The sequence below is a fragment of the Fibrobacter sp. genome (assembly GCA_017503015.1).
Classification (GTDB): domain Bacteria; phylum Fibrobacterota; class Fibrobacteria; order Fibrobacterales; family Fibrobacteraceae; genus Fibrobacter.
This window is the reverse complement of sequence record JAFVTX010000004.1, coordinates 1-25,424: the sequence shown is the minus strand read 5'-3', so window position 1 is coordinate 25,424 and position 25,424 is coordinate 1. Positions and strand designations below refer to the sequence as shown.

Below are 25,424 nucleotides of genomic sequence, written 5' to 3'. Positions count from 1 at the left end.
GTTTCATAGACTCTTTGCAAAAAAAGAAGATGGCACAAAAGCCATCCCCTTATAATACATCAGGTTTTGAAAAAGATGCGAATTAAACTATCAAATCCAGCCGAAGCTAGAAGCGAGCAGAGCAAGACGGCAGGCCCCGAAGCTAAAATCAAAAAGATGGCCGAACGACCATCTTTTTTCAAATCCAAGATTTGAAGAAGAAACGAAAGGGGATCCCCGCCTTCGCGGGGATGACATTCCACTACTTCTTCAGGAATTCGTTAATTCCCGCAGCTGCTCTGCGACCTTCGCCCATAGCGAGAATCACGGTTGCAGCACCCAGCACGATGTCACCACCTGCATAAACCTTCTCCATGAAGGTCTTGTTGGCGGCAGCATCTTCGAGAAGGATGTGACCCTTCTTGTCGACAGAGAGTTCCGGCGTGGTGTTGCTGATGAGCGGGTTGCTCCCGTTACCGATAGCAACGAGCACGGTGTCGCATTCGATTTCGAAGCTTGCGCCTTCGATCTTGACCGGACGCGGACGGCCCTTTTCGTCGGGTTCACCCAGCTCGTACTTGTCGACGAGCATGCCGCGCACGTGGCCGGCTTCGTCGCCAAGGATCTTGGCCGGGTTCTGCAGAACGCAGAATTCAACACCCTCTTCCTGGGCATGGAGAACCTCTTCCTTACGGGCGGGGAGTTCGTTCATGCTGCGGCGGTAAACAATGCGAACCTTTTCGGCACCCAAGCGGAGAGCCATACGGGCAGCGTCCATGGCAACGTTACCACCACCGAGAACGACCACGTTCTTACCGGGCCACATTGGAGTATCGGCATGTTCCTTGTCGTAGGCGCGCATCAGGTTTGCGCGGGTCAGGTATTCGTTAGCGGCGAACACACCCACCAGGTTTTCACCTTCGATGTTCATGAACAGCGGAAGACCGGCACCAGTACCGACGAACACGGCGTCAAAGCCATCCTTTTCAATCAGGTCCTTGAGCTTGCGGGTACGGCCAATCACAAAGTTGGTCTCGAACTTCACGCCCATGGCAGCGAGAGATTCGATTTCGTTGTCCACGATCTTCTTGGGCAGACGGAATTCAGGAATACCGTAGCGGACCACACCACCCAGCTTGTGGAAGGCTTCGAAGATGGTCACGTCGTGGCCTTCGCGGCGCACGTCGGCGGCAACCACCAGGCCGGCAGGACCGGAACCGATCACGGCAACCTTCTTGCCGGTAGCGGGCTTCACGGCCGGCACAGAGGCGCCACCGTTGTTGCGTTCGTAGTCGGCAGCAAAGCGTTCCAGGCGGCCGATAGCCACAGCCTGGTTCACGTCCTTGTGCATCTTGCCCATAGTGCAGTTCATCTGGCACTGGCGTTCCTGCGGGCAAACACGGCCGCAGATTGCCGGGAGCAAGCTGGTTTCCTTAATCTTGGCGATAGCGGCCTTGAAGTCACCTTCGGCAATCTTCGCGATGAAGGCCGGAATGTCGATGTGCACCGGGCAGCTTTCGACGCAAGGCTGGTTCTTACAAGCGAGGCAGCGGTTAGCTTCCACGATAGCCTGAGCTTCGGTGTAACCCTGGGCCACTTCTTCCATCACGCGGGCACGGTAGCTGGGTTCGAGCTGCGGCATCGGCTGTGCAGGAATGGCAGTCTTGTCCTTGGGCTTGAGCGGCTTCGGGAGGGCGTTAATCTTTTCAAGTTCCACCTTGGCGGCGGCGTCCAACTGTTCACGAGTCAAATGTTCAGACATTACTTGCTCTCCTTGGCCTTTGCGTCAGCCATCTTATCAATGTTGCACTTGTGGCCGTCATTGGCACCGAAGCGGTGCAAGGCTTCCTGTTCCTGGGGCTTGAAGGCGCCCATGCGCTGGAGCATGTTGTTCCAGTCCACTTCGTGGCCGTCGAATTCCGGGCCGTCGACGCAGACGAACTTCGTCTTGCCGCCGATAGTTACGCGGCAGCCACCGCACATGCCGGTCCCGTCCACCATGATGCTGTTGAGGCTCACGACGGTCTTCACGCCGTAGGGCTTGGTGGTGAGGGCGCAGAACTTCATCATGACCGGAGGACCAATGGCGAGTACCATGTCGGGCTTGCCCTTGGTGTCTTCGCAGAGTTCCTTCAGCGGTTCGGTCACGAGACCCTTGCGGCCGTAAGAGCCGTCGTCGGTCATGAAAATGATTTCGTCGGCGAGGGCGGTCATTTCTTCCTTCATGAGGAAGAGGCTCTCGTTACGGGCTCCCATGATGATGGTGACCTTGTTGCCGGCCTTCTTCATGGCCTGCACGATCGGGTGCATCGGGGCAATGCCCACGCCACCACACACGCAAACCACGTGGCCAAAATTCTCGATGTGGGTCGGGGAACCCAGCGGGCCCACGAGCACCGGGATATCGTCACCGACTTCGAACTTGGAGAGTTCGGTGGTGGTCTTACCGACGGTCTGGAAAATCAGGGTGATGGAGCCTTCAGTCGTGTCGGCATCGGCGATGGTGAGGGGCACGCGTTCGCCGTTGTCCTTGTTCGTCTGGAGGATGATGAACTGGCCGGCCTTACGCTCTTGGGCGATCAGCGGGGCCTCGACGCGGAATTGGAATACCGCAGGAGATAACTGTTTTTTAAAGAGAATTTTTGCCATAGTGGCACAAAAATAAAAAAAACAACCCGGTTAGTCAGTCACAAGACCAATCAGGCACCCGGTTGGGCAATGAACAGAAACACCAAGATGCCAACCAAGAGGGCAAAACCCACCAAGAGCCGTCGTTTAAGGCTCTTTTTCATTTCCTCACGAGAGGCCTTTCTTCGCCCCATGGAAAGTACAAAAAAGAAGAAGCCCCAGAAAATGCCGAGAAAGAGAATACCGTATGACATGGAGTTGTGAGTTATGAGTTATGAGTGGTGAGTTGTGAGTTATTATAGCCGCGCCTTTGGCGCCAAAATATAACGGATAACTCAATATTGACACCTAAAACCTAATAAAAAAAGGGCATCCCTCACGGTGGAACACTCGAAGCTACTCATTCTGAAATGATAGCAGTGCCTTGGGGTTTTGTTTTTCGCGTCGAAGCGCGCCTAAACTGAATCTCAAGAGCCACGAGCTTTTATAATCTTGTTAGATCGGGCGTTAATCCGTGGGATGCCTATGCCCATAATATACCTAACTGCGATACTAAAAACAAGTGTTTTTTTTAATATCTTAGAAAACCCCGAAATTTGTTCAAAAACGGGGTTTTCCGATTACTTCCAGTCTTCCGAAGAATCCTGCCCCTCTTCCAGGAGGGACGAAAGTTCCTTCAGCCGCTGGTCCATCTGGTCCATCTGGACTTTTGCCTGCCGGAGCATCTTGCGGACATCGAAGAGCTGCTGGCCCAAGTCCAGCGCCAGAAGTGCCAGGCGTTTTGCATTTTCCAGGTTGTACTTGCCGAAGCTTTCGAAGCGTTCGTCGATAAAGCCCAGGACCTCCTGCAGGTCGCTATCGGAAAGGTCCGTGCGGATCTGCAGTTTTTCCTTGGCTACCGTTATGCTTACCGGTCTGTGTGTATTCAATTCTGCCATTATCGCATTCCTACGCCGAATGGATCATCGTCCATCAGCCATTTTAGCCGAAAAAATTTCCTTGCGAGCCCTCCCGACTCGCGAACAAATCATCGTCCTTTTCATTGGCCCCGTGAATTTCCGGAAGCTCTTCTTCGTCGTCATCCCTGGACATGGTCATGTCCACGATAGGCCCGAGGCTCGGGTCTTCCACGAACTCGTCCGCCGGTTCTTCCTTTGCAGGCTCCTCGGGAGCGGGTTCCTCGGCAGCAGGCTCTTCTTGTAACAGCGGGTCAGGCGACCATTCCGCCGCCTTTGCAGGTTCTTCGGCGGCGGACTCTTCGAAAGCAGGCTCTGCCGGAGCAGGTTCCGCGACCGTCTCGTCAGCGACGGGTTCCTCTTGCGGAAGGTCGTCTACCGGCATCTCGAAATCATCTGTCAGGGTAGCGGCCGGTTCTTCTTGAGGGGGTTCCTCGAAATTCAGTTCCGTCTGCTCCTGGGCAGGCTCTTCAAAGGTATCGTCGGCAGCAACCGCTGACGCAGCAACTGTCGCCGTGGCAATCGTTGCCGAAGGTGCCATCGGGGCGCGGGGAGCCGTTCCTTCGACGCCTTCCACGAACTGGTCCACAGGGAATTCTGCGCCCAGTTCCTTTTCAATGGTGGCCAGAAGCTGCTTGAACTTGTCCTGGATTTCGGCAATTTCTTCGGCCTGGTTCTGGATCGTTTCGTCTTTCTGGGCCAGTTCCTCGGCCTTCTTTGCAAGCTCGGTATCCTTACCTGCAAGTTCCACAATCTTGGAAGAAAGCAGCTGGTCCTTTTCGGCAAGCTCTTGCTTCACCATGGCGAGCTCTTCGACATTTTTCGAAAGCAGGGTTGCCTTGTCCGCCAGTTCCACATCTTTCTGATTCAAGGCCATGTCCCGCTCGTTGAGCATTTCGTCCTTGGCTACGAGCTGGCGGTTTTTCTCTTCGAGTTCCTCGGTTTTCTGGGCAAGGAGGGCCGTCTTTTCAGCCAGCTCGGCTTCTTTGCCCGCAAGGACCGTTTCTTTCTGGGAAAGGGCGCTCGTCTGGGTCGAAATCTGCTGTTCCTTGGCGGCAAGGTCAGACTTTGCCTGTTCCAAATTCTGGGTCAGTTCCTGGAGGGCCAGTTCCTTCTTGTTCAGGGCCTCCGCCTGGACCGCGGCCTGGTTCGCCCTCACGTCGAGAGCCGCCTTGCATTCGGCCAAACTCGCATTGGCCGTCTGGAGCAGGGAATCCCTGTCTTGCAAGCCGGACTGGGCTTCGGCCAGCTGTACCTTTAAGCTTGAAACCTCTTGGCGCAGGCCACGTACCGTGGACAAGACGCCATCAACCTTTTGTGAAAGAACGTTCAGATTTTCCAGGTTCATTTTTTCTCCGTAAATCCAGGGGGAACATCCCCATAAAAAGATATATAAAAATTTGACAAAAGGACAATAAAAAAGCATTGTTTTTTGGGGATTTTCTATTTTCGGAATAATGCTCCAATTCGGCGAACATATCGAACGGCGGCTCGCGGAACTGCCGGCACTCCCTGGCGTCTACATCATGAAGAACGCCCAGGGGAAAATCATCTACATCGGCAAGGCTAAGGTGCTCAAGAACCGAGTCCGGAGCTACTTTGACGGGTCCGACCACACGGGCCACCGGGCGGCCACACTGATGCTCCCCTACATCCGGGACATCGAATGGATTATTACCGAAAGCGAGTCCGAAGCGCTGATTCTGGAAGCGAACCTCATCCGCAAGCACACGCCCAAGTACAACGTGCTGCTGAAAGACGACAAGCATTTCCCCTACCTGGCCTTTTCGGTGAAGGAACCCTTCCCCAGGCTGTTCCTGACCCGCTCGGTCCACAAGGACGACAACCTGTACTACGGCCCCTTCATGGGGTCCCGCATGATAGACCAGCTGATTGACCTCTCGGCGAGGCTGTTCCACATTCGGGAATGCAAGCTGAAGCTGCCACTAGCAAAGCCCCAGCGCCCCTGCCTGAACTACCACATCGGGCGCTGCGACGCCCCCTGCGCAGGACTCATCTCCGAAGAAGCCTACCGAGAAAAGGTGGAGCAGGCAAAGCTCTTGCTAGAAGGCAAGCGGGACGACCTTTTGGAGCGCTGGCAGCGCGAAATGGAAGAGGCCAGCGCGAATCTGGATTTCGAGACGGCGGGCAAGCGGCGAGACGCCATCCAGGCCCTGCAGGCCACGGGAATCCACCAGAAGACAGACGTCAGCGACCCGAACCTTTCGCTGGACATCTTGACGCTCCGGCGGAACGGGACCATGGCCGCCGCGGTTATTTTCGAATACCGGAACGGGGTCCTCCGGGGGCGCAGGCACTACCGGCTGGAATGCAAGCTAGAAGATGACGCCACCGAAATTTTCCGCCAGATGGTGTTGCCCTGGTACATGGACGTGCCCATGATTCCCGCCGAAATCGCCACCGATATCGATCTTCCTGAAGATGCGGAACTGCTACAGCAGACGCTTTCCGAAAAGGCCGGGCGGAAGGTGCGGTTCACCAACCCCCAGCGGGGCGAAAAAGTAGGATTCCTGAAATTGGCAGGCGCCAACGCCGACATGATTCTGGTGGAAATGCGCTCCGAAGTGCAAAAATACAGCGAAATCGACCAGAGCGTTTTTGAGCTGCAAAAAGTTCTGGGCCTCAAAAAGACTCCCTTCCGTATCGAGTGCGTCGACATCTCGCACCTGAGCGGCACCAACACCGTGGCAAGTCTCGTGGCCTTCAAGAACGGCAAGCCCGACAAGAGCAACTACCGCAAGTTTATCATCAAGACGGTTACCGGCGTCGATGATTTCGCCAGCATGCGGGAGGTCATGACCCGCCGTATCCGCAGGCTCGAAGACGAAGGCACGCCCATGCCCGACCTGTGGGTCTGCGACGGCGGCAAGGGCCAGGTGGACGCCACCATGCAGATTCTAAAAGAACTGGGCCACGACCAGGATTTACCGCTTATTGGACTTGCCAAACGGCTAGAAGAAATCGTGTTCCCCGACGACCGCAAGAGCATCGTGCTGCACCGTACCAGCCCAGCGCTAAAGCTATTGCAGAACGCCCGCGACGAGGCCCACCGTTTTGCCATTACCTACCAGCGGAGCAAGCGCAAGAAAGACCTGGAAGTGGAATGGCTCAAGATGCCAGGCGTAGGGCATGAGACCCGGGTAAAAATTCTCTCCAAGTACAAGAGCGCCGAAGCCTTTATGGAGGCACCTCTAGAAGATATCGAGATCTTACTGGGCAAGGTGCGGGGGAACAAGGTCCGGGAGCAGGTGGCGAAGTACTTAGAAACTTGAGAGCAAGCAGTTGTCAGTTCTACTCACAACTCATAATTCACAACTCGCCACTCCCTACCATCTTTTCTAGATTTACCCCTATGCCCCATTACGATCCACGATTTTTACCCATCTGCAAAGAAGACCTAGACGAACTGGGTTGGGATTACGTGGACGTAATTATCATCAGCGCAGACGCCTACGTGGATCACCCCTGCTTTGGCCACGCCGTAGTAGCAAGACTTTTTGAACATGAGGGCCTGCGTGTGGCAATTCTCCCGCAACCCAACTGGCGCGACGACCTGCGGGATTTCAAGAAACTGGGGCGCCCGCGAATGTTCTTTGCCATTAGTAGCGGCATGGACAGCATGGTGAACCACTACACCGCCGCAAAACGCCTGCGCAGCGACGACGCCTTCACTCCCGGCAACAAGGCGGGTTTCCGCCCCGATTACGCGACCTACACCTATGCGAAGATTCTGAAAAAACTCTATCCCGATGTGCCCCTGATGATTGGCGGACTGGAATCGAGCCTGCGCCGCGTGACCCATTACGACTACTGGAGCGACAAGCTCAAGCCTAGCATTCTGTTCGACACCCAAGCGGACCTTCTGGTTTACGGCATGGGCGAAAAGCCCCTAAAAGAAATGGTGCGACTCCTAAAAAAAGGCGTACCCTTCTCCAGCCTGACTTCCATTCCGCAGACGGCATACCTCGCGCCCAAGGGGAATGTTCCCAAGAACAAGAACTGGGAAGACCTACGCCTCGCCAGTTACGAGGAATGCCTCGCCAGTAAGCGCACACAGATAGAAAACTGCCGCAAGGTGGATATCGAATGCAACAAATGGTTCCAGCGCCGCATATTGCAAGATGTGGCGGAACAGACCGTGGTGATTAATCCCGCCTACCCGCCCATGGAATACGGCGAACTGGACGAAAGTTTCGAATATCCCTATGCCCGCGAGCCCCACCCCCGCTACAAGAAGCGCGGAAACATACCCGCCTTCGACATGATCAAGTTCAGCATCAACACCCACCGTGGCTGTTTCGGCGGTTGCAGTTTTTGCGCCATCAACGCCCACCAAGGGAAGTTCATTGCCAGCCGTAGCCGTGAAAGCATTTTGCGGGAAGTGGATTTGATAACGAAGATGGACGGATTCGCCGGCACCATCACCGACTTGGGCGGCCCAAGCGCCAACATGTACAATATGCGGGGACGCGACCAGAGCCGTTGCCAAAAGTGCGCACGACCCAGTTGCCTCACGCCCAGGATTTGCGACAACATGGACACCCGCCACAAGGAAATTCTGGAGCTCTACCGTGAAGTGCGCAACCACCCGAAGGTAAAGCACCTGTTTATCGGGAGCGGCGTCCGTTACGACATGCTGCTGCAAGAAACCAATGACGCTGAACTGCGCAAGGACCACGAGGAATACGCCCGGGAGCTCATCGACTACCATGTGAGCGGACGCCTGAAGGTGGCACCGGAACACACCAGCGACGAAGTCCTGAAACTCATGCGCAAGCCCAGCTTTACGCTGTTCCACAAGTTCAAGGAATTCTTCGACGACGAATGCAAGCGCATCGGCAAAAAACAGCAGATTATCCCCTACTTTATCAGTAGCCATCCGGGCTGTACCGAAGCCGACATGGCGGAACTTGCCCTGGAGACAAAGCAGTTGGGGTTCCAGCTGGAACAGGTTCAGGACTTTACGCCTACGCCCATGACCATCGCGACGGAGATGTTCTACTCCGAAATGACTCCCGATGGAAAGCCCCTTTACGTGGCGAAAACTCCGGAGCAAAAGAAAAGCCAAAGGCAATTCTTCTTCTGGTACATTCCGGAGAACCGCCCGCAAATCCGCGCCACCCTGGAGCGCCTCAAGCTGGGCAAGATCGGGCGCCTGCTTTTAAGCCGTAGCGCAAAGGCTGAAGGCAAGGAATTTTTCCCCAGCAAGGAACGGGAAATCAACGCTGAATACCGCAAGCGGGAACAGCAAAAGCGGGAGCAGCGCTCCGGCACCATCGTTCCAAAGAAGGTCGGCGAAAAGGGCCGCTGGGAAAATTCCGCCCGCAAGGAGCGTCGCGCCGCACAGTTCGGGAATAAAAAGAGGCCGCACCACCATTAAGAGTGGGCAAGCACGCTCCACCACTCTGTACTGATTCGTTCCTGCTTTACCTTGAAACCGGCCTCTTCGAACCACTTGAGGATATAATCCTTTTCTGTCAGAAGCTGGCCGCTGATAATCAGTTCACCGCCGGGGGCAAGCAAGTCTTCAATGTCGTCACGGAGCGGCCAGAGTTCACTGCGGATCATGTTGCAGAGGATGACATCGAACTTTGTTCCATCCTTGAAGGCATCCAAAAAGCCGAGCACGCAATCGCTCGTGCCAAAGCCGTTCCGCTCAAAGTTTTCGGCAATGCAGGGAATGGTCAGCGGATCGATTTCGGTACCCACCGCAAGTTTTGCCCCCAGACGCCGGGCAAACATGGCCAAAATCCCTGTACCCGTACCGATGTCCAAAACCGTCTTTCCCTTGAAATTCACCGATTCCATGAGGGCAGCGCAGCTGCTGGTGGTATCGTGTTCCCCTGTACCGAAGGCCGTCTTCGCTTCCAGCTCCAGCACAACGGCCTCAGGGTCTTCGGGCGTAAATTCCACCCAAGGCGGGCGCACCCACAGATGGGGAGAAACGGACACAGGCTGCGCACGGTCCCGCCACCACTTGTCCCAATCCTTGGCAGGTTCCTCGCTGAGCGTCCAGTTGTACTGCGGGAACTCCCCTACAATGCGGTCCCGCTCGGCCTTGTCGTCGGTATAAAAACAAAAGTCCGTACGGCCATCGGCCTTCGGGTCCAGTTCCTCGAGGGTCGCCACTCCGGCTTCAAACAGCAGGTAGCTTGCCAGTTCAAAATCTTCTACGGCGCAGTAACCTTCAGCCTTGTACCACATGTCCACTTTTTTCATAAACGAAACCTTCCGCCACCAAGATAAAAAAAGAAGCGTCCCCTGATAGGGACGCCTCTTTCAGTAAGTTCTATTGGTTTAAGAAATTACTTCTTGCAGCACTGGCGCCACTTCGTAGCGCAGTTCGTGCGGCTCGGTCATAGAAACAAGTAAACTTGTTTCTGCGACACTCGCCTTACTTACACTTCTTGCAAGCGGCCTTCTTAGCAGGGGCCTTGCAAGCCTTGCGCGGGTCACCGGCGTACACGGCAGCCTTGCCGAGTTCTTCTTCGATGCGGAGGAGACGGTTGTACTTGCAAACGCGGTCCGTACGGGAGAGAGAACCAGTCTTGATCTGGCCAGCGGCGGTACCGACGGCGAGGTCAGCAATGAAGGTGTCTTCGGTTTCGCCAGAGCGGTGAGAAACGATGGGAGCATAGCCTTCGTTCTGAGCGCGCTTGATGGCAGCGAGAGTTTCGGACACGGAACCCACCTGGTTCACCTTGATGAGGATGGCGTTAGCGATACCGGCCTTGATGCCTTCGTCGAAGATGGTCGGGTTGGTAACGAACAGGTCGTCACCCACGAGGTTGATCTTACCACCGAGCTTGTCGGTCATGACCTTCCAGCCAGCCCAGTCAGCTTCGTCGAGACCGTCTTCAATGGAGAAGATGGAGTACTTGTCGATGAGCTTTTCGTAGAGCTTCACCATATCGGCAGACTTGACAGTCTTCTTGGTGCTCTTCTTGAAGGTGTAGGTTTCCGGCTTGCCCTTCTTGGTGTTCTTGTCGCAGAATTCAGAAGAAGCAACGTCAAGAGCGATCTTGATGTCGGTACCGAACTTGTAACCGGCATTGGTGGTTGCAGCCTTGAGAGCGTCGAGAGCCTTTTCGAGGGTCATCACGCCAGTGATTTCGTAACCGAACTTGTTCTTGGCGGGCTTGATGGAGACGCCAGGAGCAAAGCCACCTTCGTCACCGACGGTGGTGTCGAAGCCGGCCTTCTTCAGCACGGCCTTGAGGGCGTGGAAGATTTCGGTGACCATCTGGAGGCCCTTGGAGAACGTCTTGGCGCCAACCGGAGCGATCATGAATTCCTGGAAGTCAATCGGAGCGCTAGAGTGGGCACCGCCGTTAATCACGTTGCACATCGGGCAGGGGAGCGTGAGCTTCTTGGTGCCATGGAGCTTGGCGATGTACTGGTAGAGAGGCATCTTGGCGTCGTTAGCAGCGGCGCAGCAGACTGCCATGGAAACGCCGAGGATAGCGTTTGCACCGAGGGTGTTCTTGAGCATGCGGTTGCCGTCGAGAGCGATCATGGCGTCGTCGACTTCGGTCTGCTTGGCCGGGTCCATGCCGATGATCTTCTTGGCGATCTTGGTGTTCACGTTCTTCACAGCAGTGAGCGTGCCCTTGCCGCAGTAGGTCTTCTTGTCGCCGTCGCGGAGTTCGCAAGCTTCGCGTTCGCCGGTAGAAGCACCGCTCGGGACAGCAGCGTGACCCTTCACGCCGTTTTCGAGGGTAACATCAACTTCGAGAGAGGGATTGCCGCGAGAGTCAAGAATCTGGCGGGCAACAACGGATTTAATTTTAGAAGCCATTTTTTAGCCTTTTGGTTTAGTGTGAAAATTTTTGTGCTGTAAATATAGGAATTTCGTCTTCAGTCCTTCAAGCACCTAATGGAAAAACCTTCATCCTTGCGATCATAGGACGACTTAGATTCCATTGAATCGACGAACATGTACCACATCCACGCATATACATTAGGTTTGGGCGTCCCTAGTTGGTCTATTGTCCAAAAAATCGTCTGGTCCATAAATTTCAAATAGGACGGCCACAATGTTGATGCCGTATCGTCCATAGTACGATATCCATATCCCCCTAAAAAAGCCCCGAATGAAAATTCATCTATATACTCATTCGAATTATATTGCAACGATGCGTTTAATTTGTGAGCTAAACTCAAAAAGAGGTTACCCGACTTACCACAATCGCGTACATATTTAGACAATTGTTCGAACTCAGCAACGCTCGGAATGTGGAAACCCTCAGGGCAAATACCTCTATATGGTTCTTCTACTTGATTACAAAGCTTTTCAACACCACATTCATCTTCGGTCCGTCCCATAGCCGACGCCCAAGTATATAGCCGTCCATATTGGCTACAATTTTTTTCATCATTATCAAAGCAACCACTGTTATGAGCCTTAAAGACAAGATTTTCTGAAAGCCAAACCTGTTCCCCTATACGAACCGTCCCATAAATATGTCCATCACGATTATCCCTTATCTTGCCTTTTTCACATTCCGCCCGACAGACCAAATTCTCTTGCGAAGCTCCATCAAGCTCTTTAGCATCACCGATACTGCTGCTGGAATCGTCGCCACAGGCGTCGAGGGTCAGCAGGAAAGAGATTACAACGCACCCGAGGGTGCGCGCAATGACAAGTTTCTTGAAGTTCATAATAAGCTGCGTTTTTTTCAAATTTAAAAACAACAGAAAAGGCTCGCTGTTTACAGCGAGCCCTTCTCTAGGATAATTCTGTGCTAAACAAGAATTAGAAACGGAAGTGGGCGAATGCCTTGTTGGCTTCGGCCATCTTGTGCGTGTCGTTCTTCTTGCGGACAGCGTTGCCTTCACCGTTCTTGGCAGCAACGAGTTCGGCAGCAAGGCGGTCAGCCATGTTGGCTTCGTTGCGGCTACGGGCAGCGTCGAGGAGCCAGCGGAGAGCGAGAGCCTTGGCGCGGTCCGGAGCAACTTCCATAGGAACCTGGTAGTTGGCACCACCCACGCGGCGGGACTTCACTTCCACCTTGGGCTTGATGTTGTCGAGGCAGATTTCGAACTTCTCGAGAGGAGTCTCGGGACCTTCGAGTTTCTGGCCGAGCTTTTCAAGAGCGGTATAGACAATCTGTTCAGCGATGGTCTTCTTGCCCTGCTTGAGCACCACGCCCACCAGTTCGGTAACGAGAGTGGACTTGTAACGCGGATCCGGGAGGATAGAGCGATGGAGAGCCTTTCTTCTTCTAGACATATTCTACTTCCTTACTTCTTGGCCGGAGCGGCACCTTTTTTCTTGACACCATACTTGGAACGGCCGTTCTGACGGCCATTGACGGCCTGGGTATCCAGGGCGCCACGGATGATGTGGTAACGGACACCGGGAACGTCCTTCACACGACCACCGCGGATGAGCACGATGGAGTGTTCCTGAAGGTTGTGACCTTCGCCAGGGATGTAGGCGGTCACTTCCATCTTGTTGGACAAGCGCACACGGGCAATCTTACGAAGAGCGGAGTTCGGCTTCTTCGGGGTGCTGGTGTACACACGGGTGCAGACGCCACGCTTTTGCGGGCAGGACTTCAAGGCCACGGAAGCGGTCTTGTTGCTGATTTGTTCGCGTCCGTTACGGACGAGCTGTTGAATAGTAGGCACTATTAATCTCCTAGATTTTGGAGTGCAAATATAGTTTTTTTTCCAAAGTTTTCAAGTACTGGACCGAATTACTCGCCTTCTTCCTCGTCGGAAATGCCGATTTCGTTATCCAGCATCTGGATGGCGCTATCGGTGCTGTAGTGTTCGGCCTGTACCGCTTGCAAGCGTTTCCTTTCTTCCATTTCGGCATCGGCATCGACCACCTGGACGTTCCTCAGGTGGCGGGCACCGGTTCCGCACGGAATCAGACGACCCATAATCACGTTTTCCTTAAGGCCCATGAGCGGGTCCACGCTTCCTTCGATGGAGGCGCGGGTAAGGATCTTGGTGGTTTCCTGGAACGAGCAGGCAGAGATGAAGCTGTCTGTCGCGAGGGAAGCCTTCGTGATACCAAGGAGCATCGGCGTAAAGGTCGCCGGCGTCTTGCCAGCCGCAATCAACTGGTCGTTGATGGCGCGAAGACGTGCCTTGGAGATTTCTTCGCCCGGAAGCAGTTCAGAGTCCCCGGAATCCTCGATGCGAACCTTACGCATCATCTGGCGCACGATACATTCGATGTGCTTATCTGCGATAGCCACACCTTGCAGGCGATAAACGGCCTGGATTTCGTTCACCAAATGGCGCTGGACATCTTCGGGTCCAAGAACGTCGAGGATATCGTGGGGGTCCACGCTACCTTCGCTAATCTTCTGACCAGCACGGACACGGTCACCTTCATTGACCGCCAGATGCACGCCATGGGGAACCAGCACTTCCTCCTTCTTGTCGTCCATCTGAATAATAACCTTCTGGTTTCCACGGACATCGTCGCCGTAAGAAACGAGACCGTCCATAGGAGCGATAAAGGCCTTGTTCTTCGGGCAGCGAGCTTCGAAGAGTTCGGCCACGCGGGGAAGACCACCGGTAATATCGCGGGTCTTACCTGCGGCACGGGGGAGCTTGGCCACGGTCTGACCGATGGTCACGGAATCCCCGTCCTTGACAGTCAAGATAGCTCCGTCGGGAAGCATAAAGTGACCGACCTTGTTGTTGCCCGCATCCACGATGCTGATAGCGGGGCGGCGCTTGCCGCGCTTGTCGCTAATGACAATCCAGGTTTCGACTTCGGTCACTTCGTCCTTTTCGACGCGGAACGTAGCGTTTTCCACCAGGTCCATGAACTTGATGGTACCGGCCACGTTACTGATAATGGGGCTGTTATACGGATCCCATTCGAACATTTCCTGTCCCTTCTGGACAGAATCGTTGTTGGCGACCTTCAAGATGGCGCCATAAGGAATCTGGTAACGACCCTTGTTAATACCTGTGGTATCGAAGATCACCAGTTCGCCCATGCGGCTTACCACCACCTTCTGGCCTTCGTGATCAACGGTTTCCACCTGTTCCAGTTCCACTCGGCCATCCACAGTCGCCTTCTTGTTGTTTTCAACAGTCAGACGGGAAGATGCACCACCGATGTGGAAGGTACGCAACGTAAGCTGAGTACCCGGTTCACCGATAGACTGAGCGGCAAGCACACCCACGGCCTCGCCCAGGTCAACAGGACGACCAGAGGCAAGCATACGGCCATAGCACTTGGCGCAGACACCGGTGCGAGATTCGCAAGTAAGCACGGAGCGCATGGTGATGTGTTCCAGACCGGAAGCGCTGATCTTCGGCAGGTCGCGTTCGGTCACCAGTTCACCGGCTTTCACAATCACTTCGCCGGTCACGGGGTGCTTGATATCTTCAATCGGAGCACGACCCAGCAGACGTTCTTCCAGAGGAATCACGGTATCGTCACCGTCCTTGAAGGCGGAGACTTCGATACCCTGGGTAGTGCCGCAATCAGCTTCAGTAACCACCAGGTCCTGACCCACGTCCACGAGACGGCGGGTAAGGTAACCGGCGTCAGCAGTCTTCAGAGCGGTATCGGCCAGACCCTTACGGGCACCGTGAGACGAAATGAAGTATTCCATCACGTTCAGGCCTTCGCGGAAGCAGGACTTAATCGGGTTCTCGATAACTTCCTGACCGCCCAGCTGCTTGATAGGCTTCTGCATCAGGCCGCGCATACCGGACAGCTGCTTAATCTGTTCACGGCTACCACGAGCACCGGAGTCGGCCATCATGTAGACGGGGTTGAAACCGTCACGGTCGCGGGAAAGCAAATCCCACTGCTTGTTGGCCACATCCGTCGTGGTGCGGGACCACACGTCAATAATCTGGTTATAGCGTTCGCCGTCGGTAATCACACCGTCTTCGTAGAGGCCACGGATCTGGTTCACCTTTTCGGTGGCGGCATCCAGCATGGCCTGCTTCTCTTCAGGAATCACCATTTCGGCGATAGCCACAGAGGAACCGGCGCGGGTTGCCCACTGGTAACCGTTGGCCTTCAGGTCGTCCAGGTAATCTACGGTCACGCGGTTACCGGTACGGCGGTACAGATCGTCGATGGACTTCGCAATCACCTTCTTGCCGAAGGTTTCGTTGGCGTAGCCCAGCTCCTTGGGAACAAATTCGTTAAAGATGATACGGCCGACAGTGGTCTTGATCACGTTCACGTCTGTCAGGGTGAGGAACTTAATCTTTTCACCGGCCTTGACGGAGACTTCGATATTGCCATTGTCGTCGGCGCTTTCACGCAGGCACACGGCATCCTTTTCCAGGGCGCCCATGTAAATCTTGCGACCGGCGGGGAGACGCAGGTAAACGATGGCGTTCAGATCGACGACACCGTTTTCGTAAGCACGAACAGCTTCGGCGGGGTCGTAGAAGTGCATGCCTTCGCCCTTGCGACCCGGACGGGGCTTGGTCAGATAGTACAGACCGAGCACGATGTCCTGGCCCGGCACAGCGATAGGCTGACCGGAAGCGGGGTGCAGGATGTTGTTGGAAGAAAGCATGAGCACGCGGCATTCCAGCTGGGTCTCGAAAGACAGCGGGAGGTGCACGGCCATCTGGTCACCATCGAAGTCCGCGTTGAAAGCGGTACAGACGAGGGGGTGCAGGCGGATGGCATTACCTTCGATCAGTTTCGGATAGAAGGCCTGGATACCCAAGCGGTGCAGCGTCGGGGCGCGGTTCAGCATCACCGGGTGGTCCTCGATGATTTCTTCGAGAATATCCCACACTTCGGGGCGTTCGGCGTCCACGTACTTCTTGGCGGACTTGAGGGTATAGACGATACCGTCTTCTTCAAGGCGCTGGATAATAAAGGGCTTGTACAGTTCCAAAGCCATGCGCTTCGGAAGACCGCACTGGTGCATCTTCAGTTCCGGGCCCACCACAATGACGGAACGGCCGGAGTAGTCCACACGCTTACCGAGAAGGTTCATACGGAAGCGGCCCTGCTTACCCTTCAACAGTTCGGCGAGGCTCTTCAGCGGACGGGCGCCACCTGCACGGGCACTGCGGCGACCGCTGTCGAACAGCTGGTCCACGGCCTCTTGCAGCATGCGCTTTTCGTTGCACAAAATCACGTTAGGAGCACGGATGTCGATCAACTTTTTCAAGCGGTTGTTACGGTTGATGACACGGCGGTAAAGCTCGTTCAGGTCGGAGGTGGCAAAACGGCCGCCTTCCAGCGGAACCAGGGGACGCAGATCAGGCGGAATCACCGGAAGCACGTCGAGAATCATCCAAGAAGGCTGGTTGGCCAGCAACTTGGCTTCGTTCTTGTACTTGCTGCGGAATTCCTCGTAGGCGTCGGCCAGCACAAAATTGTCGTGCTTGGATTCGTAGTCGGCCTTGAATTCGGCCACGGCCTCGGCGAGGCCCTTGAGCCAAGCCTTGCCAGAATCCCTGGAGCCATCGGGGTTGTTGTAGTAGCTACGGAAGCTTTCCATCTGGGATTTCTTGAAAGCTTCCACAATCTTTAAGCGCTTTACGGATTCGTCGCGCTTGGTCTTGGACTTGGAGGTGGCCTGCAGGCGGAGTTCTTCGGAAAGCTTGGTCAGGTCAAGGCGGTCCAGCAACTGCTTGATGGCAGAAGCGCCCATCTTGGCGTCAAACTTACGGCCTTCGGCAACCAGGTCCTGATACTGGGTTTCGTCGATGAGGGAACGTTCTTCCAGGTCGGTGTCACCCGGGTCGATCACCACGTACTTTTCGTAGTAAATGACGTGTTCCAGGTCCTTGGTGTTCAGGTTCAAAAGAGCACCGATGACACAGGGCTGGTTTTTCACGAACCAGGTGTGGGCCAGAGGAATGGAGAGCTCGATATGACCCATGCGTTCGCGACGCACCTTGGAGTGGGTCACTTCCACGCCGCAACGGTCGCAGATAACGCCCTTGTAGCGCACGCGCTTGAACTTGCCGCAGTTACATTCCCAGTTCTTGACAGGTCCGAAAATCTTTTCGCAGAAAAGACCGTCGCGTTCGGGCTTGAAGGAGCGGTAGTTGATGGTTTCCGGCTTGGTCACTTCACCATACGACCAATAACGGATCAGGTCCGGAGCGGCGAGATGTATGGAAATATCGCCAGTATTTTCAGTCTGTTCAATCATTTCTTCAGACATATTACCTATCTCCAGTGGTCTCGATGTCAAGACCCAAAGAATGAACTTCGCGAATCATCACGTTGAAGGATTCGGGGATACCCGGCTTCGGAGTGTTCTTGCCGTGGACGATGGCGTCGTACACCATGGAACGTCCCGTCACGTCGTCGGACTTGACCGTCAACAGTTCCTGCAGGGTGTAAGCGGCACCGTAAGCTTCCATAGCCCACACTTCCATTTCACCGAAGCGCTGGCCACCGAACTGGCTCTTACCGCCCAGAGGCTGCTGCGTCACGAGGGCGTAGCTACCGATAGAACGGGCGTGGATCTTGTCGTCCACCAAGTGACCGAGTTTCAGGTAGTACATGTAACCGATGGTGACCGGGTTCAAGAAGGCTTCACCGGTGCGGCCGTCATAGAGCTTGGCCTTACCGATAATCTTGTTGTTGTCCGGATCCATTTCGTAGTTGACAATGGGGTTCTTCTGGTAAGCCTTTTCCAGTTCCTTGCAGATGTCTTCGAACTTGGCACCGTCGAACACGGGGGTCGAAACCTTGAAGCCGAGGGTCTTTGCAGCCCAGCCCAAGTGGACTTCGAGCACCTGACCGATGTTCATACGAGAAGGCACGCCCAGGGGGTTCAGAAGAATCTGGAGGGGGCGACCGTCTTCGGTGAACGGCATGTCTTCGACAGGCACGATCTTGGAGACCACGCCCTTGTTACCATGACGACCGGCCATCTTGTCACCGATGGAGAGGCAGCGCTTCTTGGCGATATAGACCTTGACGCTCTTGAGAACGCCGGGCTTGAGTTCGTCGCCCTTGGTGACCTTGTCGATTTCCTTTTCCATGGTGCGGGTCAGGGTATCGAGGTTGTCGCGGGCCACCAGCACCAGGGAGAGCACCATTTCCTGGAGCTCATCGTCGCCGGTCACGAAGGTGGAAGCCGGAGAAACCTTGGTCACGTCCAGCATGGCGAGGTTCTGTTCGTTGTAAATCTGGCCTTCACGAATCAGGAGTTCGTGAGTTTCGTTGTCCATCACCTTACCAGCTGCCTTGCCAGCCAGGAGTTCGAACAGGTGTTCGCGGCAAGAGGCCTTGATCTTGTCGATCTGGGTCTGGAAATTGGAGCGGATTTCTTCGATCATTTCCGCATCCTTTTCCTTGCTCTTCTTGTCGGACTTGTCCTTCTTGCTGAAGACGCGGGTTTCAAGCACCACGCCCTTCATTCCCGGAGGAGCCTTGAGAGAAGAATCGCGGACATCGCCGGCCTTTTCGCCGAAGATGGCGCGGAGCAGGCGTTCTTCCGGAGTGAGTTCCGTTTCGCCCTTGGGCGTCACCTTACCCACCAGAATATCGTCGGCATTGACTTCGGCACCTACGCGAATCACGCCGTTCTCGTCCAGATTACGGAGCGCATCTTCGCCCACGTTGGGGATTTCACGGGTGAGCTCTTCGGGGCCGCGCTTGGTGTCGCGAACTTCCAGCTCGTATTCTTCGATATGGATGGATGTAAAGGTATCCTTGATGGCGAGCTCTTCGGAAATGATAACGGCGTCTTCGTAGTTGTAACCGTTCCAGGGGAGGAAGCCAATCAAGATGTTCTTACCCAGAGCCAGTTCGCCGTGGTCGGTAGAAACGCCGTCGGCCAGCACGTCGCCCGCCTTGACGAAATCACCCACGTTCACGATAGGCTTCTGGTTGATGCAGGAATCCTGGTTAGAGCGCTCGAACTTGCGGAGCACGTAATTGTCGATAGGATCCTTGCCGAGGAATTCAAAGTTTTCGCCGAGGCCGGTGAGAGGCTCAAAGTTGCCGTTCACCATGTTGCCACGCTGCACGGTCACGGTGCGGGCATCCACGAAGGTCACCTTGCCGTCGTGCTTGGCGCGAACCACGGTACCCGAGTCAAGGGCGGCACGGCGTTCGAGGCCGGTTCCCACCACAGGAGCTTCGGCACGGAGCAGAGGCACGGCCTGGCGCTGCATGTTGGAACCCATCAAGGCGCGGTTGGCGTCGTCGTGTTCCAGGAACGGGATAAGGCCTGCGGCCACGGACACGATCTGCATCGGGGCCACGTCCATAAGGTCGATGTGGTCCGTTTCGGTATCGCCGATTTCGATGCTATCCTGGCGGAGCAGGTGGGGGTATTCGCTCTTGTCGCGGACGATAACGTATTCTTCCTTGAAACGGTTGTCGTCGGTGAGCTCGGTAGAAGCCGGAGCCACCTTGAAGGAATCTTCTTCGTCGGCGGTCAAGTAAGTGATAAAGTCAGAAACAATCTGTTCAACCGCAGAGCCCTTCTGCACATAGTCGGGCTTGCCGTCAAAGCTGTCCAGCACAAAGCCGTTCTTGCAGTAAGAGACATTGCCTTCGGCGTCCTTGATCTGGAACACCTTGTTCACAAAGCTGTCGAACAGGTCGCGCTGGCGGTTGTCCAGGTTCATGCGGACATCGTCCATCTCCTTCTTGGAGAGTTCCAGCTGCACGAACAGGTGGGGGTCATGGACAAAGCCCTTGAAAATGCCAAAGTGCCACTTTTCTTCGGGGAACATGCACTTGTTGCCATTGGCATCGGCAAATTCCACAAGGCCCACGATACGGTACGGGGTCTCGATAAAGCCGAAGTGGTTCACCACGGCGAAAGAAGCCAGGGAGTTGATAAGACCGATGTTCGGTCCTTCAGGAGTCTCGATGGGGCACAGACGGCCATAGTGGGTGTAGTGAACGTCACGAACTTCGAAGCCGGCGCGCTCACGAGAAAGACCACCGGGACCAAGAGCAGAGAGACGACGCTTGTGAGTGAGCTCAGAAAGCGGGTTCATCTGGTCCATGAACTGGGAAAGCTGAGAAGAACCGAAGAAGGACTGAACCACGGAGGACACCATGCGGGTGTTCACCAAGTCACGAGGAGTGGTCTGTTCTTCGTCGGAATGGAGAGAAAGGTTCTCGCGGATGACGCGAGACATACGGGAAAGACCCACGGAAATCTGGCCCGCCAAAAGTTCACCCACGGAACGGGTGCGGCGGTTGCCCAAGTGGTCGATATCGTCCAGGGCGTATCCGGAGGCTCCGTCATAGAGGCCCACCATGTATTCGATAATGGCAAGGAAGTCGGCCTTGCTCATGGTCATGGTAGAGAGGCTCGGGATCTTCAGGTCCTGAATGTTGAACTGTTCAGAGACGTTCTTGAGGATGCCCTGGATTTCGGAGGTATAAACCTTGTTGTTCAAGCGGTAACGGCCCACTTCGCCCAAGTCGTACTTGCGGGGGTCGTTCAGGAACAGGCCTTCAAAATAAAGGCGTGCAGCTTCGTCGTTAGGAGCTTCGTCCTGCTGCTGGTGGGTTACCGAGTAGATAGCGCGGAGTGCTTCACCCTTGGACTTGGTCTTGTCGGCAGCCAGGGTGTAGTGGATAAGCAGGTTTTCTTCTTCCTTGGAGAGGAGAACGACCTTGTCCACCTTGTTTTCGAGCAAGCATTCCAGCTTCTTGTCGTCGATAACGGTGTTGGCCTCGACAATCACTTCACCGGTAGAAGAATCCACCACGTCGTTGAAGATGATACGGTCGATAAGCACAGACTTGCCGTTTTCGTCAAGTTCGTTGGCCAGGTCCTGCACGGAGACTTCTTCGGTCTTCTTGTAGAACAGGTTCAAGATATCCTGAGTGGTCTCGAAACCGATGCTTCTGAGCATGGCGGTAGCCGCAAGCTTTTTCTTGCGGTCGATAATCAGGTAAAGGATGTCACCTTCGGTGTTGAATTCCACCCAAGCGCCGCGGTGCGGAATAATACGGCTCTTGTAATCGGAACGACCGTTGGGTTGCATTTCTTCGTCGAAGCTCACACCGGGAGAGCGGTGCAGCTGGGACACGACCACGCGTTCGGCGCCGTTCACAATAAAGGTGCCGTTTTCGGTCATGATGGGGAGTTCGCAAATCAAGACGTCGTTCTTGACTTCTTCCTTCAGCTTGCGGTCTTCGCCATCTTTTTCGAAAATGCGGAGGGCCAGCGTAGCGTAGAGCTCCATGCTGTAGGTGAGCCCGCGCTCGCGACATTCAGGGATGCTGTATTTCGGGATGCCGAAATAGTATTTTTCGTATTCCAGGGAATAGAGACCGTTCTGGTCCGTAATCGGGAAGATGTCCTGGAAGACCCGCTCCAGACCGACTTTCATCCTCTTTTCTTGGGGAATGTTGGCCTGAAGGAATTGCTCGTACGATGCCTTCTGGACTTCAATCAAGTACGGAAGTTCCAGCTGGAATCTGTTGGAGGAATAACTCTTTCGCTCCGTTGTCATTAGAAATACCTCATCCGGTGAAGGGCCTGATTAGATAAAAACACCAAAAGCCCGCACTTACGTGCAGGCGATTGGCAAGAGCAGTTCAAAGAACTGAGAGCATTACTTAAGGGTAACCTTTGCTCCGAGTTCTTCGAGTTTCTTCTTGAGAGCTTCGGCGTCGGCCTTGGGAGCGGCTTCCTTGATGACGCTGTTAGCAGTCTCGACGACCTTCTTGGCTTCGGCGAGGCCGAGACCGGTGATAGCGCGAACTTCCTTAAGGACGTTCATCTTCTGAGCGCCGCATTCGACGAGGATTACGTCGAATTCGGTCTTCTCTTCGGCGGGGGCAGCAGCAGCGGCGGCCATTACGACGGCGCCACCGGCAGCAGCTTCGATGCCGTGAGTTTCCTTGAGGTAGTCAGCCAAAGCCTTGGCTTCGAGAAGGGTAAGACCAACAATTTGATCGCCCAGTGCCTTGATATCAGTTGCCATGATGTGTTTCTCCGATTATTCCGTTTAAAAGTTTTGGTTTGTGGTTTGTTGTTAAGCTTCCGGTGCTGCGGCAGCTTCAGGAGCTGCGGCTTCGGAACCCGATTCTTTTTCCAGCTTTTCCTGGAGGGTCTTGATTTGACCGGCAATCGTGGAGCCAGGACCAAGAGCCATAGAGACGATCATAGCGATCATGCCCTTACGGTCAGGAATCTTAGCGAGGTTCACGACTTCGGAGCCAGGCATGGGCTTACCGTCGAGGTAAATGCTCTTGGCGACCAAGAAATCAGGATTTGCTTTGTGGAATGCTTCAATTTCGCGGGCAGGCAGAAGAGGATCATCTTCGAAGCCAACCATCACGGAAGTAGCTCCGGTCAGCTGGTCGTCGAGACCTTCAACCTTGAGGGCAGCGAGCACGCGCTTCAGAAGAGTGTTCTTCACAGCGTGGTACTTAACGCCCTTTGCAGCGAGAGCCTTACGCAGGGCATTGTCCTTTTCGACAGTGATGCCCTGGAAATTGAGCAGATAGACGGCGGTGGCGTCCTTGAACGACTCGACGAGAGCGTCCACGGTCTGTTGTTTTTTAACTACAGCTTTCATGGTTCCTCCTAGCGCGTCAGTGCCATATCAAGTTTGATGCCCGGGGCCATCGTAGCCGTCAGAGTGAGGCTCTTGATGTATGTGCCCTTAGAAGACTGGGGCTTGTTCTTCACCACAGAGTCGATAACGGTCTTGGCGTTTTCGGCCAGCTGTTCGACGCTGAAGGAGAGCTTGCCTACAGGAGCGTGGACGTTGGCGCCCTTGTCAACGCGGTACTGGATTTTACCGGCCTTCAGTTCCTTGACGGTCTGGGCGACGTTAACGGTCACCGTACCGGCCTTGGGAGAAGGCATCATACCACGAGGACCAAGAACACGAGCCACCTTACTAATCACCGGCATCATGTCGGGAGTAGCAACGACGGAATCGAATTCCAGCCATCCTTCCTGTATCTTCTGAACCAAGTCAGCACCGCCAGCATAGTCAGCGCCTGCGTTCTTTGCAACTTCAATGTTGTTGTCCTTGCAGAACACGAGAACGCGGACCTGACGACCGGTACCATGCGGCAGCACAACCGTGCCACGAACCACTTGGTCGGAATGTTTTGGGTCCACACCGAGGTTAAAGTGCACTTCGACCGTCTGGTCGAACTTCACCTCGGACTTTTTTAGGATTTCGATTGCTTCGCTCAGACCATAAGCCTTGTTACGGTCGAAAGCTTCTGCAACCTTCTTGTATTTTTTTCCTCTGAACATGAAATTTTCCTGTCAGATACGTAACGGTGAATTACCTGCCTCAGTCAACCACTTCGACGCCCATGGAACGAGCAGTGCCCGCAACCATGCGCATAGCGGCTTCGAGGTCGATTGTGTTTAGATCCGGCATCTTCTTTTGGGCGATATCCTGGACCTGGGCCTTGGTGATCTTTGCAACCTTTTTACGGTTGGGTTCACCAGAGCCGCTCTCGATTCCGGCAGCCTTCTTGATGAGGGCCGGGACCGGCGATACCTTCGTGATGAAGGTAAAGCTCTTGTCCGCATAGACCGTAATGACGACCGGGATAATCATTCCCTTGTCGTTCTGGGTCTTAGCGTTAAACTGCTTGCAGAACTCCATGATGTTCACACCCTTCTGACCAAGGGCGGGACCTACCGGGGGAGCCGGGTTAGCGGCGCCGGCGGGAATCTGGAGCTTAATATAACCTGTGATTTTCTTTGCCACTGTGTTATCTCCGTTGCAAAAACCGTACCATTAAGCGTCAGTGGATTCGACTTGGTTGAAGCCGAGTTCCACAGGCGTAGAACGACCGAAAACGGAAACCATGACCTTGATCTTGGTCTTGTCTTCCATAATCTCATCTACGACGCCCACAAAGCCCTTGAAAGGACCTTCCTTGATGCAGACATTATCGCCAATAGTGTACGGGATTTGGATCTCGCCTTCGATGGTGTCTTCAGGATTGACTCCCAGAAGGCGATCGACCTCGCTCTGTTGAAGCGGAATGGGAACCCGGCTTGTGCGGGTCATTCCGGCGAAATGGGTGACGCCATTGATGGTCGACACCAGGTGCTGGGTGAGCTCGTCCAGCTCCATTTCAATGATGATGTAAGCAGGGAACAGGTTCTGAACAGAAGTACGACGCTTGCCGCGGACATTGCTGACCACTTCACGCGTCGGTACGATAATCTGGCCGAACTTTTCTTGAACGCCTTCGCGCTCAATCATCTGCTCGATGTGCTTTTTAATGTTGTTTTCTTGACCCGAGAAGGTATGGATGGCGTACCAGCGTTTCATGCTAGCCCCTCCCCATAATCTTGTCGATAACCCAAGAGAGACCAACATCGAGACCGGCAATATAGCAACCCATAATGACGCTGAAGAGCATCACCACGAGAGTTGATCCTTTAAGTTCTTCCCAAGTAGGCCAGGTGACCTTCTTCAATTCCTGGATAGACTCTTTCACATATTGCTGGATCTTACGCATAATGACTCCTGAGGAAGCGAGCAGGTCGGGAGGGACTCGAACCCCCAACCAACGGTTTTGGAGACCGTGACTCTACCAATTGAGCTACCGACCTATTCCGAATTCCTTACTTGGATTCCTTGTGAACGGTATGCTTGCGGCAGAACCGGCAGTACTTCTTGTACTCCACGCGGGAGGGGTGAAGACGCTTGTTCTTGTCGCAATCATAGTTGCGCTGATTGCATTCTGTGCATTCGAGCACGATGAGTTCTCTAGGCATTTTTAATCCTGATTACTTGATGATTTCGGTTACGGAACCAGCACCAACGGTACGGCCACCTTCACGGATAGCGAAGCGGAGCTGCTTTTCCATGGCGATGGGGGCGATCAGGTTCACGTGGATGGTAACGGTGTCACCCGGGGTAACCATCTCGACACCTTCAGGGAGCTGGATGGTG

General features: G+C 54.6%; 20 protein-coding genes, 1 tRNA gene and 1 pseudogene. 2 read left to right on the top strand and 20 right to left on the bottom strand.

Going from position 1 to position 25,424, the window contains the following annotated elements; all coding sequences use genetic code 11:
• Positions 1-241: 241 nt before the first annotated feature.
• From gltA to IKB43_01155, 4 genes are all read right to left on the bottom strand, one after another.
• Positions 242-1,741 (bottom strand): NADPH-dependent glutamate synthase, encoded by a 1,500-nt coding sequence (gene gltA / locus IKB43_01170; protein MBR2468755.1) that lies wholly within the window; start codon positions 1,739-1,741, stop codon positions 242-244.
• Positions 1,741-2,628, bottom strand: coding sequence for a sulfide/dihydroorotate dehydrogenase-like FAD/NAD-binding protein (locus IKB43_01165; protein MBR2468754.1), 888 nt, complete (start codon positions 2,626-2,628; stop codon positions 1,741-1,743). The genes gltA and IKB43_01165 overlap by 1 nt, the downstream gene beginning before the upstream one ends.
• Before the next feature lie 599 nt (positions 2,629-3,227).
• Entirely contained in the window at positions 3,228-3,545 is a 318-nt protein-coding gene (gene zapA / locus IKB43_01160; GenBank protein ID MBR2468753.1) for a cell division protein ZapA, read from the bottom strand.
• Between the two features lie 43 nt (positions 3,546-3,588).
• Complete coding sequence (locus IKB43_01155) at positions 3,589-4,911, bottom strand: hypothetical protein (protein MBR2468752.1); 1,323 nt, start codon at positions 4,909-4,911, stop codon at positions 3,589-3,591.
• Positions 4,912-5,020: 109 nt separating this feature from the next.
• On the opposite strand from IKB43_01155, the gene uvrC reads away from it, so the two are divergent.
• Positions 5,021-6,856, top strand: a complete 1,836-nt coding sequence (gene uvrC, locus IKB43_01150; protein MBR2468751.1) for an excinuclease ABC subunit UvrC — start codon at positions 5,021-5,023, stop codon at positions 6,854-6,856.
• 80 nt (positions 6,857-6,936) lie between these two features.
• Positions 6,937-8,874 (top strand): annotated as a pseudogene (locus tag IKB43_01145) (YgiQ family radical SAM protein).
• Positions 8,875-8,960: 86 nt separating this feature from the next.
• On the opposite strand, the gene IKB43_01140 reads toward IKB43_01145, so the two are convergent.
• The 16 genes from IKB43_01140 to tuf form a co-directional block, all read right to left on the bottom strand.
• On the bottom strand, positions 8,961-9,803 hold the full coding sequence (locus tag IKB43_01140; GenBank protein ID MBR2468750.1) for a 50S ribosomal protein L11 methyltransferase: 843 nt from the start codon (positions 9,801-9,803) through the stop codon (positions 8,961-8,963).
• A gap of 175 nt (positions 9,804-9,978) precedes the next feature.
• Positions 9,979-11,382: a phosphopyruvate hydratase gene (gene eno, locus IKB43_01135; protein ID MBR2468749.1), complete on the bottom strand. Its 1,404-nt coding sequence runs from the start codon at positions 11,380-11,382 to the stop codon at positions 9,979-9,981.
• 59 nt (positions 11,383-11,441) lie between these two features.
• Complete coding sequence (locus IKB43_01130; GenBank protein ID MBR2468748.1) at positions 11,442-12,245, bottom strand: hypothetical protein; 804 nt, start codon at positions 12,243-12,245, stop codon at positions 11,442-11,444.
• 94 nt (positions 12,246-12,339) lie between these two features.
• Positions 12,340-12,816: a 30S ribosomal protein S7 gene (rpsG, locus tag IKB43_01125; protein ID MBR2468747.1), complete on the bottom strand. Its 477-nt coding sequence runs from the start codon at positions 12,814-12,816 to the stop codon at positions 12,340-12,342.
• 11 nt (positions 12,817-12,827) lie between these two features.
• Positions 12,828-13,217: a 30S ribosomal protein S12 gene (gene rpsL, locus IKB43_01120; GenBank protein ID MBR2468746.1), complete on the bottom strand. Its 390-nt coding sequence runs from the start codon at positions 13,215-13,217 to the stop codon at positions 12,828-12,830.
• A 68-nt stretch (positions 13,218-13,285) separates the two neighbouring features.
• Positions 13,286-17,716: a DNA-directed RNA polymerase subunit beta' gene (gene rpoC, locus IKB43_01115; protein MBR2468745.1), complete on the bottom strand. Its 4,431-nt coding sequence runs from the start codon at positions 17,714-17,716 to the stop codon at positions 13,286-13,288.
• Position 17,717: 1 nt separating this feature from the next.
• Entirely contained in the window at positions 17,718-21,992 is a 4,275-nt protein-coding gene (gene rpoB / locus IKB43_01110) for a DNA-directed RNA polymerase subunit beta (GenBank protein MBR2468744.1), read from the bottom strand.
• Between the two features lie 102 nt (positions 21,993-22,094).
• On the bottom strand, positions 22,095-22,466 hold the full coding sequence (rplL, locus tag IKB43_01105; protein MBR2468743.1) for a 50S ribosomal protein L7/L12: 372 nt from the start codon (positions 22,464-22,466) through the stop codon (positions 22,095-22,097).
• Between the two features lie 51 nt (positions 22,467-22,517).
• Positions 22,518-23,063, bottom strand: coding sequence for a 50S ribosomal protein L10 (locus IKB43_01100; GenBank protein MBR2468742.1), 546 nt, complete (start codon positions 23,061-23,063; stop codon positions 22,518-22,520).
• An 8-nt stretch (positions 23,064-23,071) separates the two neighbouring features.
• On the bottom strand, positions 23,072-23,758 hold the full coding sequence (locus tag IKB43_01095; protein MBR2468741.1) for a 50S ribosomal protein L1: 687 nt from the start codon (positions 23,756-23,758) through the stop codon (positions 23,072-23,074).
• A gap of 40 nt (positions 23,759-23,798) precedes the next feature.
• Positions 23,799-24,224, bottom strand: a complete 426-nt coding sequence (gene rplK, locus IKB43_01090) for a 50S ribosomal protein L11 (protein MBR2468740.1) — start codon at positions 24,222-24,224, stop codon at positions 23,799-23,801.
• Positions 24,225-24,254: 30 nt separating this feature from the next.
• Positions 24,255-24,797 (bottom strand): transcription termination/antitermination factor NusG, encoded by a 543-nt coding sequence (gene nusG, locus IKB43_01085; GenBank protein MBR2468739.1) that lies wholly within the window; start codon positions 24,795-24,797, stop codon positions 24,255-24,257.
• Between the two features lies 1 nt (position 24,798).
• On the bottom strand, positions 24,799-24,987 hold the full coding sequence (gene secE, locus IKB43_01080; protein ID MBR2468738.1) for a preprotein translocase subunit SecE: 189 nt from the start codon (positions 24,985-24,987) through the stop codon (positions 24,799-24,801).
• Positions 24,988-25,008: 21 nt separating this feature from the next.
• Positions 25,009-25,081 (bottom strand) — tRNA-Trp (locus IKB43_01075).
• Between the two features lie 12 nt (positions 25,082-25,093).
• Positions 25,094-25,246, bottom strand: a complete 153-nt coding sequence (rpmG, locus tag IKB43_01070) for a 50S ribosomal protein L33 (protein ID MBR2468737.1) — start codon at positions 25,244-25,246, stop codon at positions 25,094-25,096.
• Positions 25,247-25,258: 12 nt separating this feature from the next.
• Positions 25,259-25,424, bottom strand: a 166-nt coding sequence (gene tuf / locus IKB43_01065; protein MBR2468736.1) for an elongation factor Tu, incomplete at its 5' end; no start/stop codon positions are given.

Excerpts from the sequence above, each read along its gene's own strand:
- eno (MBR2468749.1), bottom strand. The coding sequence starts at position 11,382 with ATGGCTTCTAAAATTAAATCCGTTGTTGCCCGCCAGATTCTTGACTCT.
- IKB43_01155 (MBR2468752.1), bottom strand. The coding sequence starts at position 4,911 with ATGAACCTGGAAAATCTGAACGTTCTTTCACAAAAGGTTGATGGCGTC.
- gltA (MBR2468755.1), bottom strand. The coding sequence starts at position 1,741 with ATGTCTGAACATTTGACTCGTGAACAGTTGGACGCCGCCGCCAAGGTG.
- zapA (MBR2468753.1), bottom strand. The coding sequence starts at position 3,545 with ATGGCAGAATTGAATACACACAGACCGGTAAGCATAACGGTAGCCAAG.
- IKB43_01140 (MBR2468750.1), bottom strand. The coding sequence starts at position 9,803 with ATGAAAAAAGTGGACATGTGGTACAAGGCTGAAGGTTACTGCGCCGTA.
- IKB43_01130 (MBR2468748.1), bottom strand. The coding sequence starts at position 12,245 with ATGAACTTCAAGAAACTTGTCATTGCGCGCACCCTCGGGTGCGTTGTA.
- rplL (MBR2468743.1), bottom strand. The coding sequence starts at position 22,466 with ATGGCAACTGATATCAAGGCACTGGGCGATCAAATTGTTGGTCTTACC.
- rpmG (MBR2468737.1), bottom strand. The coding sequence starts at position 25,246 with ATGCCTAGAGAACTCATCGTGCTCGAATGCACAGAATGCAATCAGCGC.
- IKB43_01095 (MBR2468741.1), bottom strand. The coding sequence starts at position 23,758 with ATGTTCAGAGGAAAAAAATACAAGAAGGTTGCAGAAGCTTTCGACCGT.
- IKB43_01100 (MBR2468742.1), bottom strand. The coding sequence starts at position 23,063 with ATGAAAGCTGTAGTTAAAAAACAACAGACCGTGGACGCTCTCGTCGAG.
- rpsG (MBR2468747.1), bottom strand. The coding sequence starts at position 12,816 with ATGTCTAGAAGAAGAAAGGCTCTCCATCGCTCTATCCTCCCGGATCCG.
- nusG (MBR2468739.1), bottom strand. The coding sequence starts at position 24,797 with ATGAAACGCTGGTACGCCATCCATACCTTCTCGGGTCAAGAAAACAAC.
- secE (MBR2468738.1), bottom strand. The coding sequence starts at position 24,987 with ATGCGTAAGATCCAGCAATATGTGAAAGAGTCTATCCAGGAATTGAAG.
- IKB43_01165 (MBR2468754.1), bottom strand. The coding sequence starts at position 2,628 with ATGGCAAAAATTCTCTTTAAAAAACAGTTATCTCCTGCGGTATTCCAA.
- uvrC (MBR2468751.1), top strand. The coding sequence starts at position 5,021 with ATGCTCCAATTCGGCGAACATATCGAACGGCGGCTCGCGGAACTGCCG.
- rpoB (MBR2468744.1), bottom strand. The coding sequence starts at position 21,992 with ATGACAACGGAGCGAAAGAGTTATTCCTCCAACAGATTCCAGCTGGAA.
- rpoC (MBR2468745.1), bottom strand. The coding sequence starts at position 17,716 with ATGTCTGAAGAAATGATTGAACAGACTGAAAATACTGGCGATATTTCC.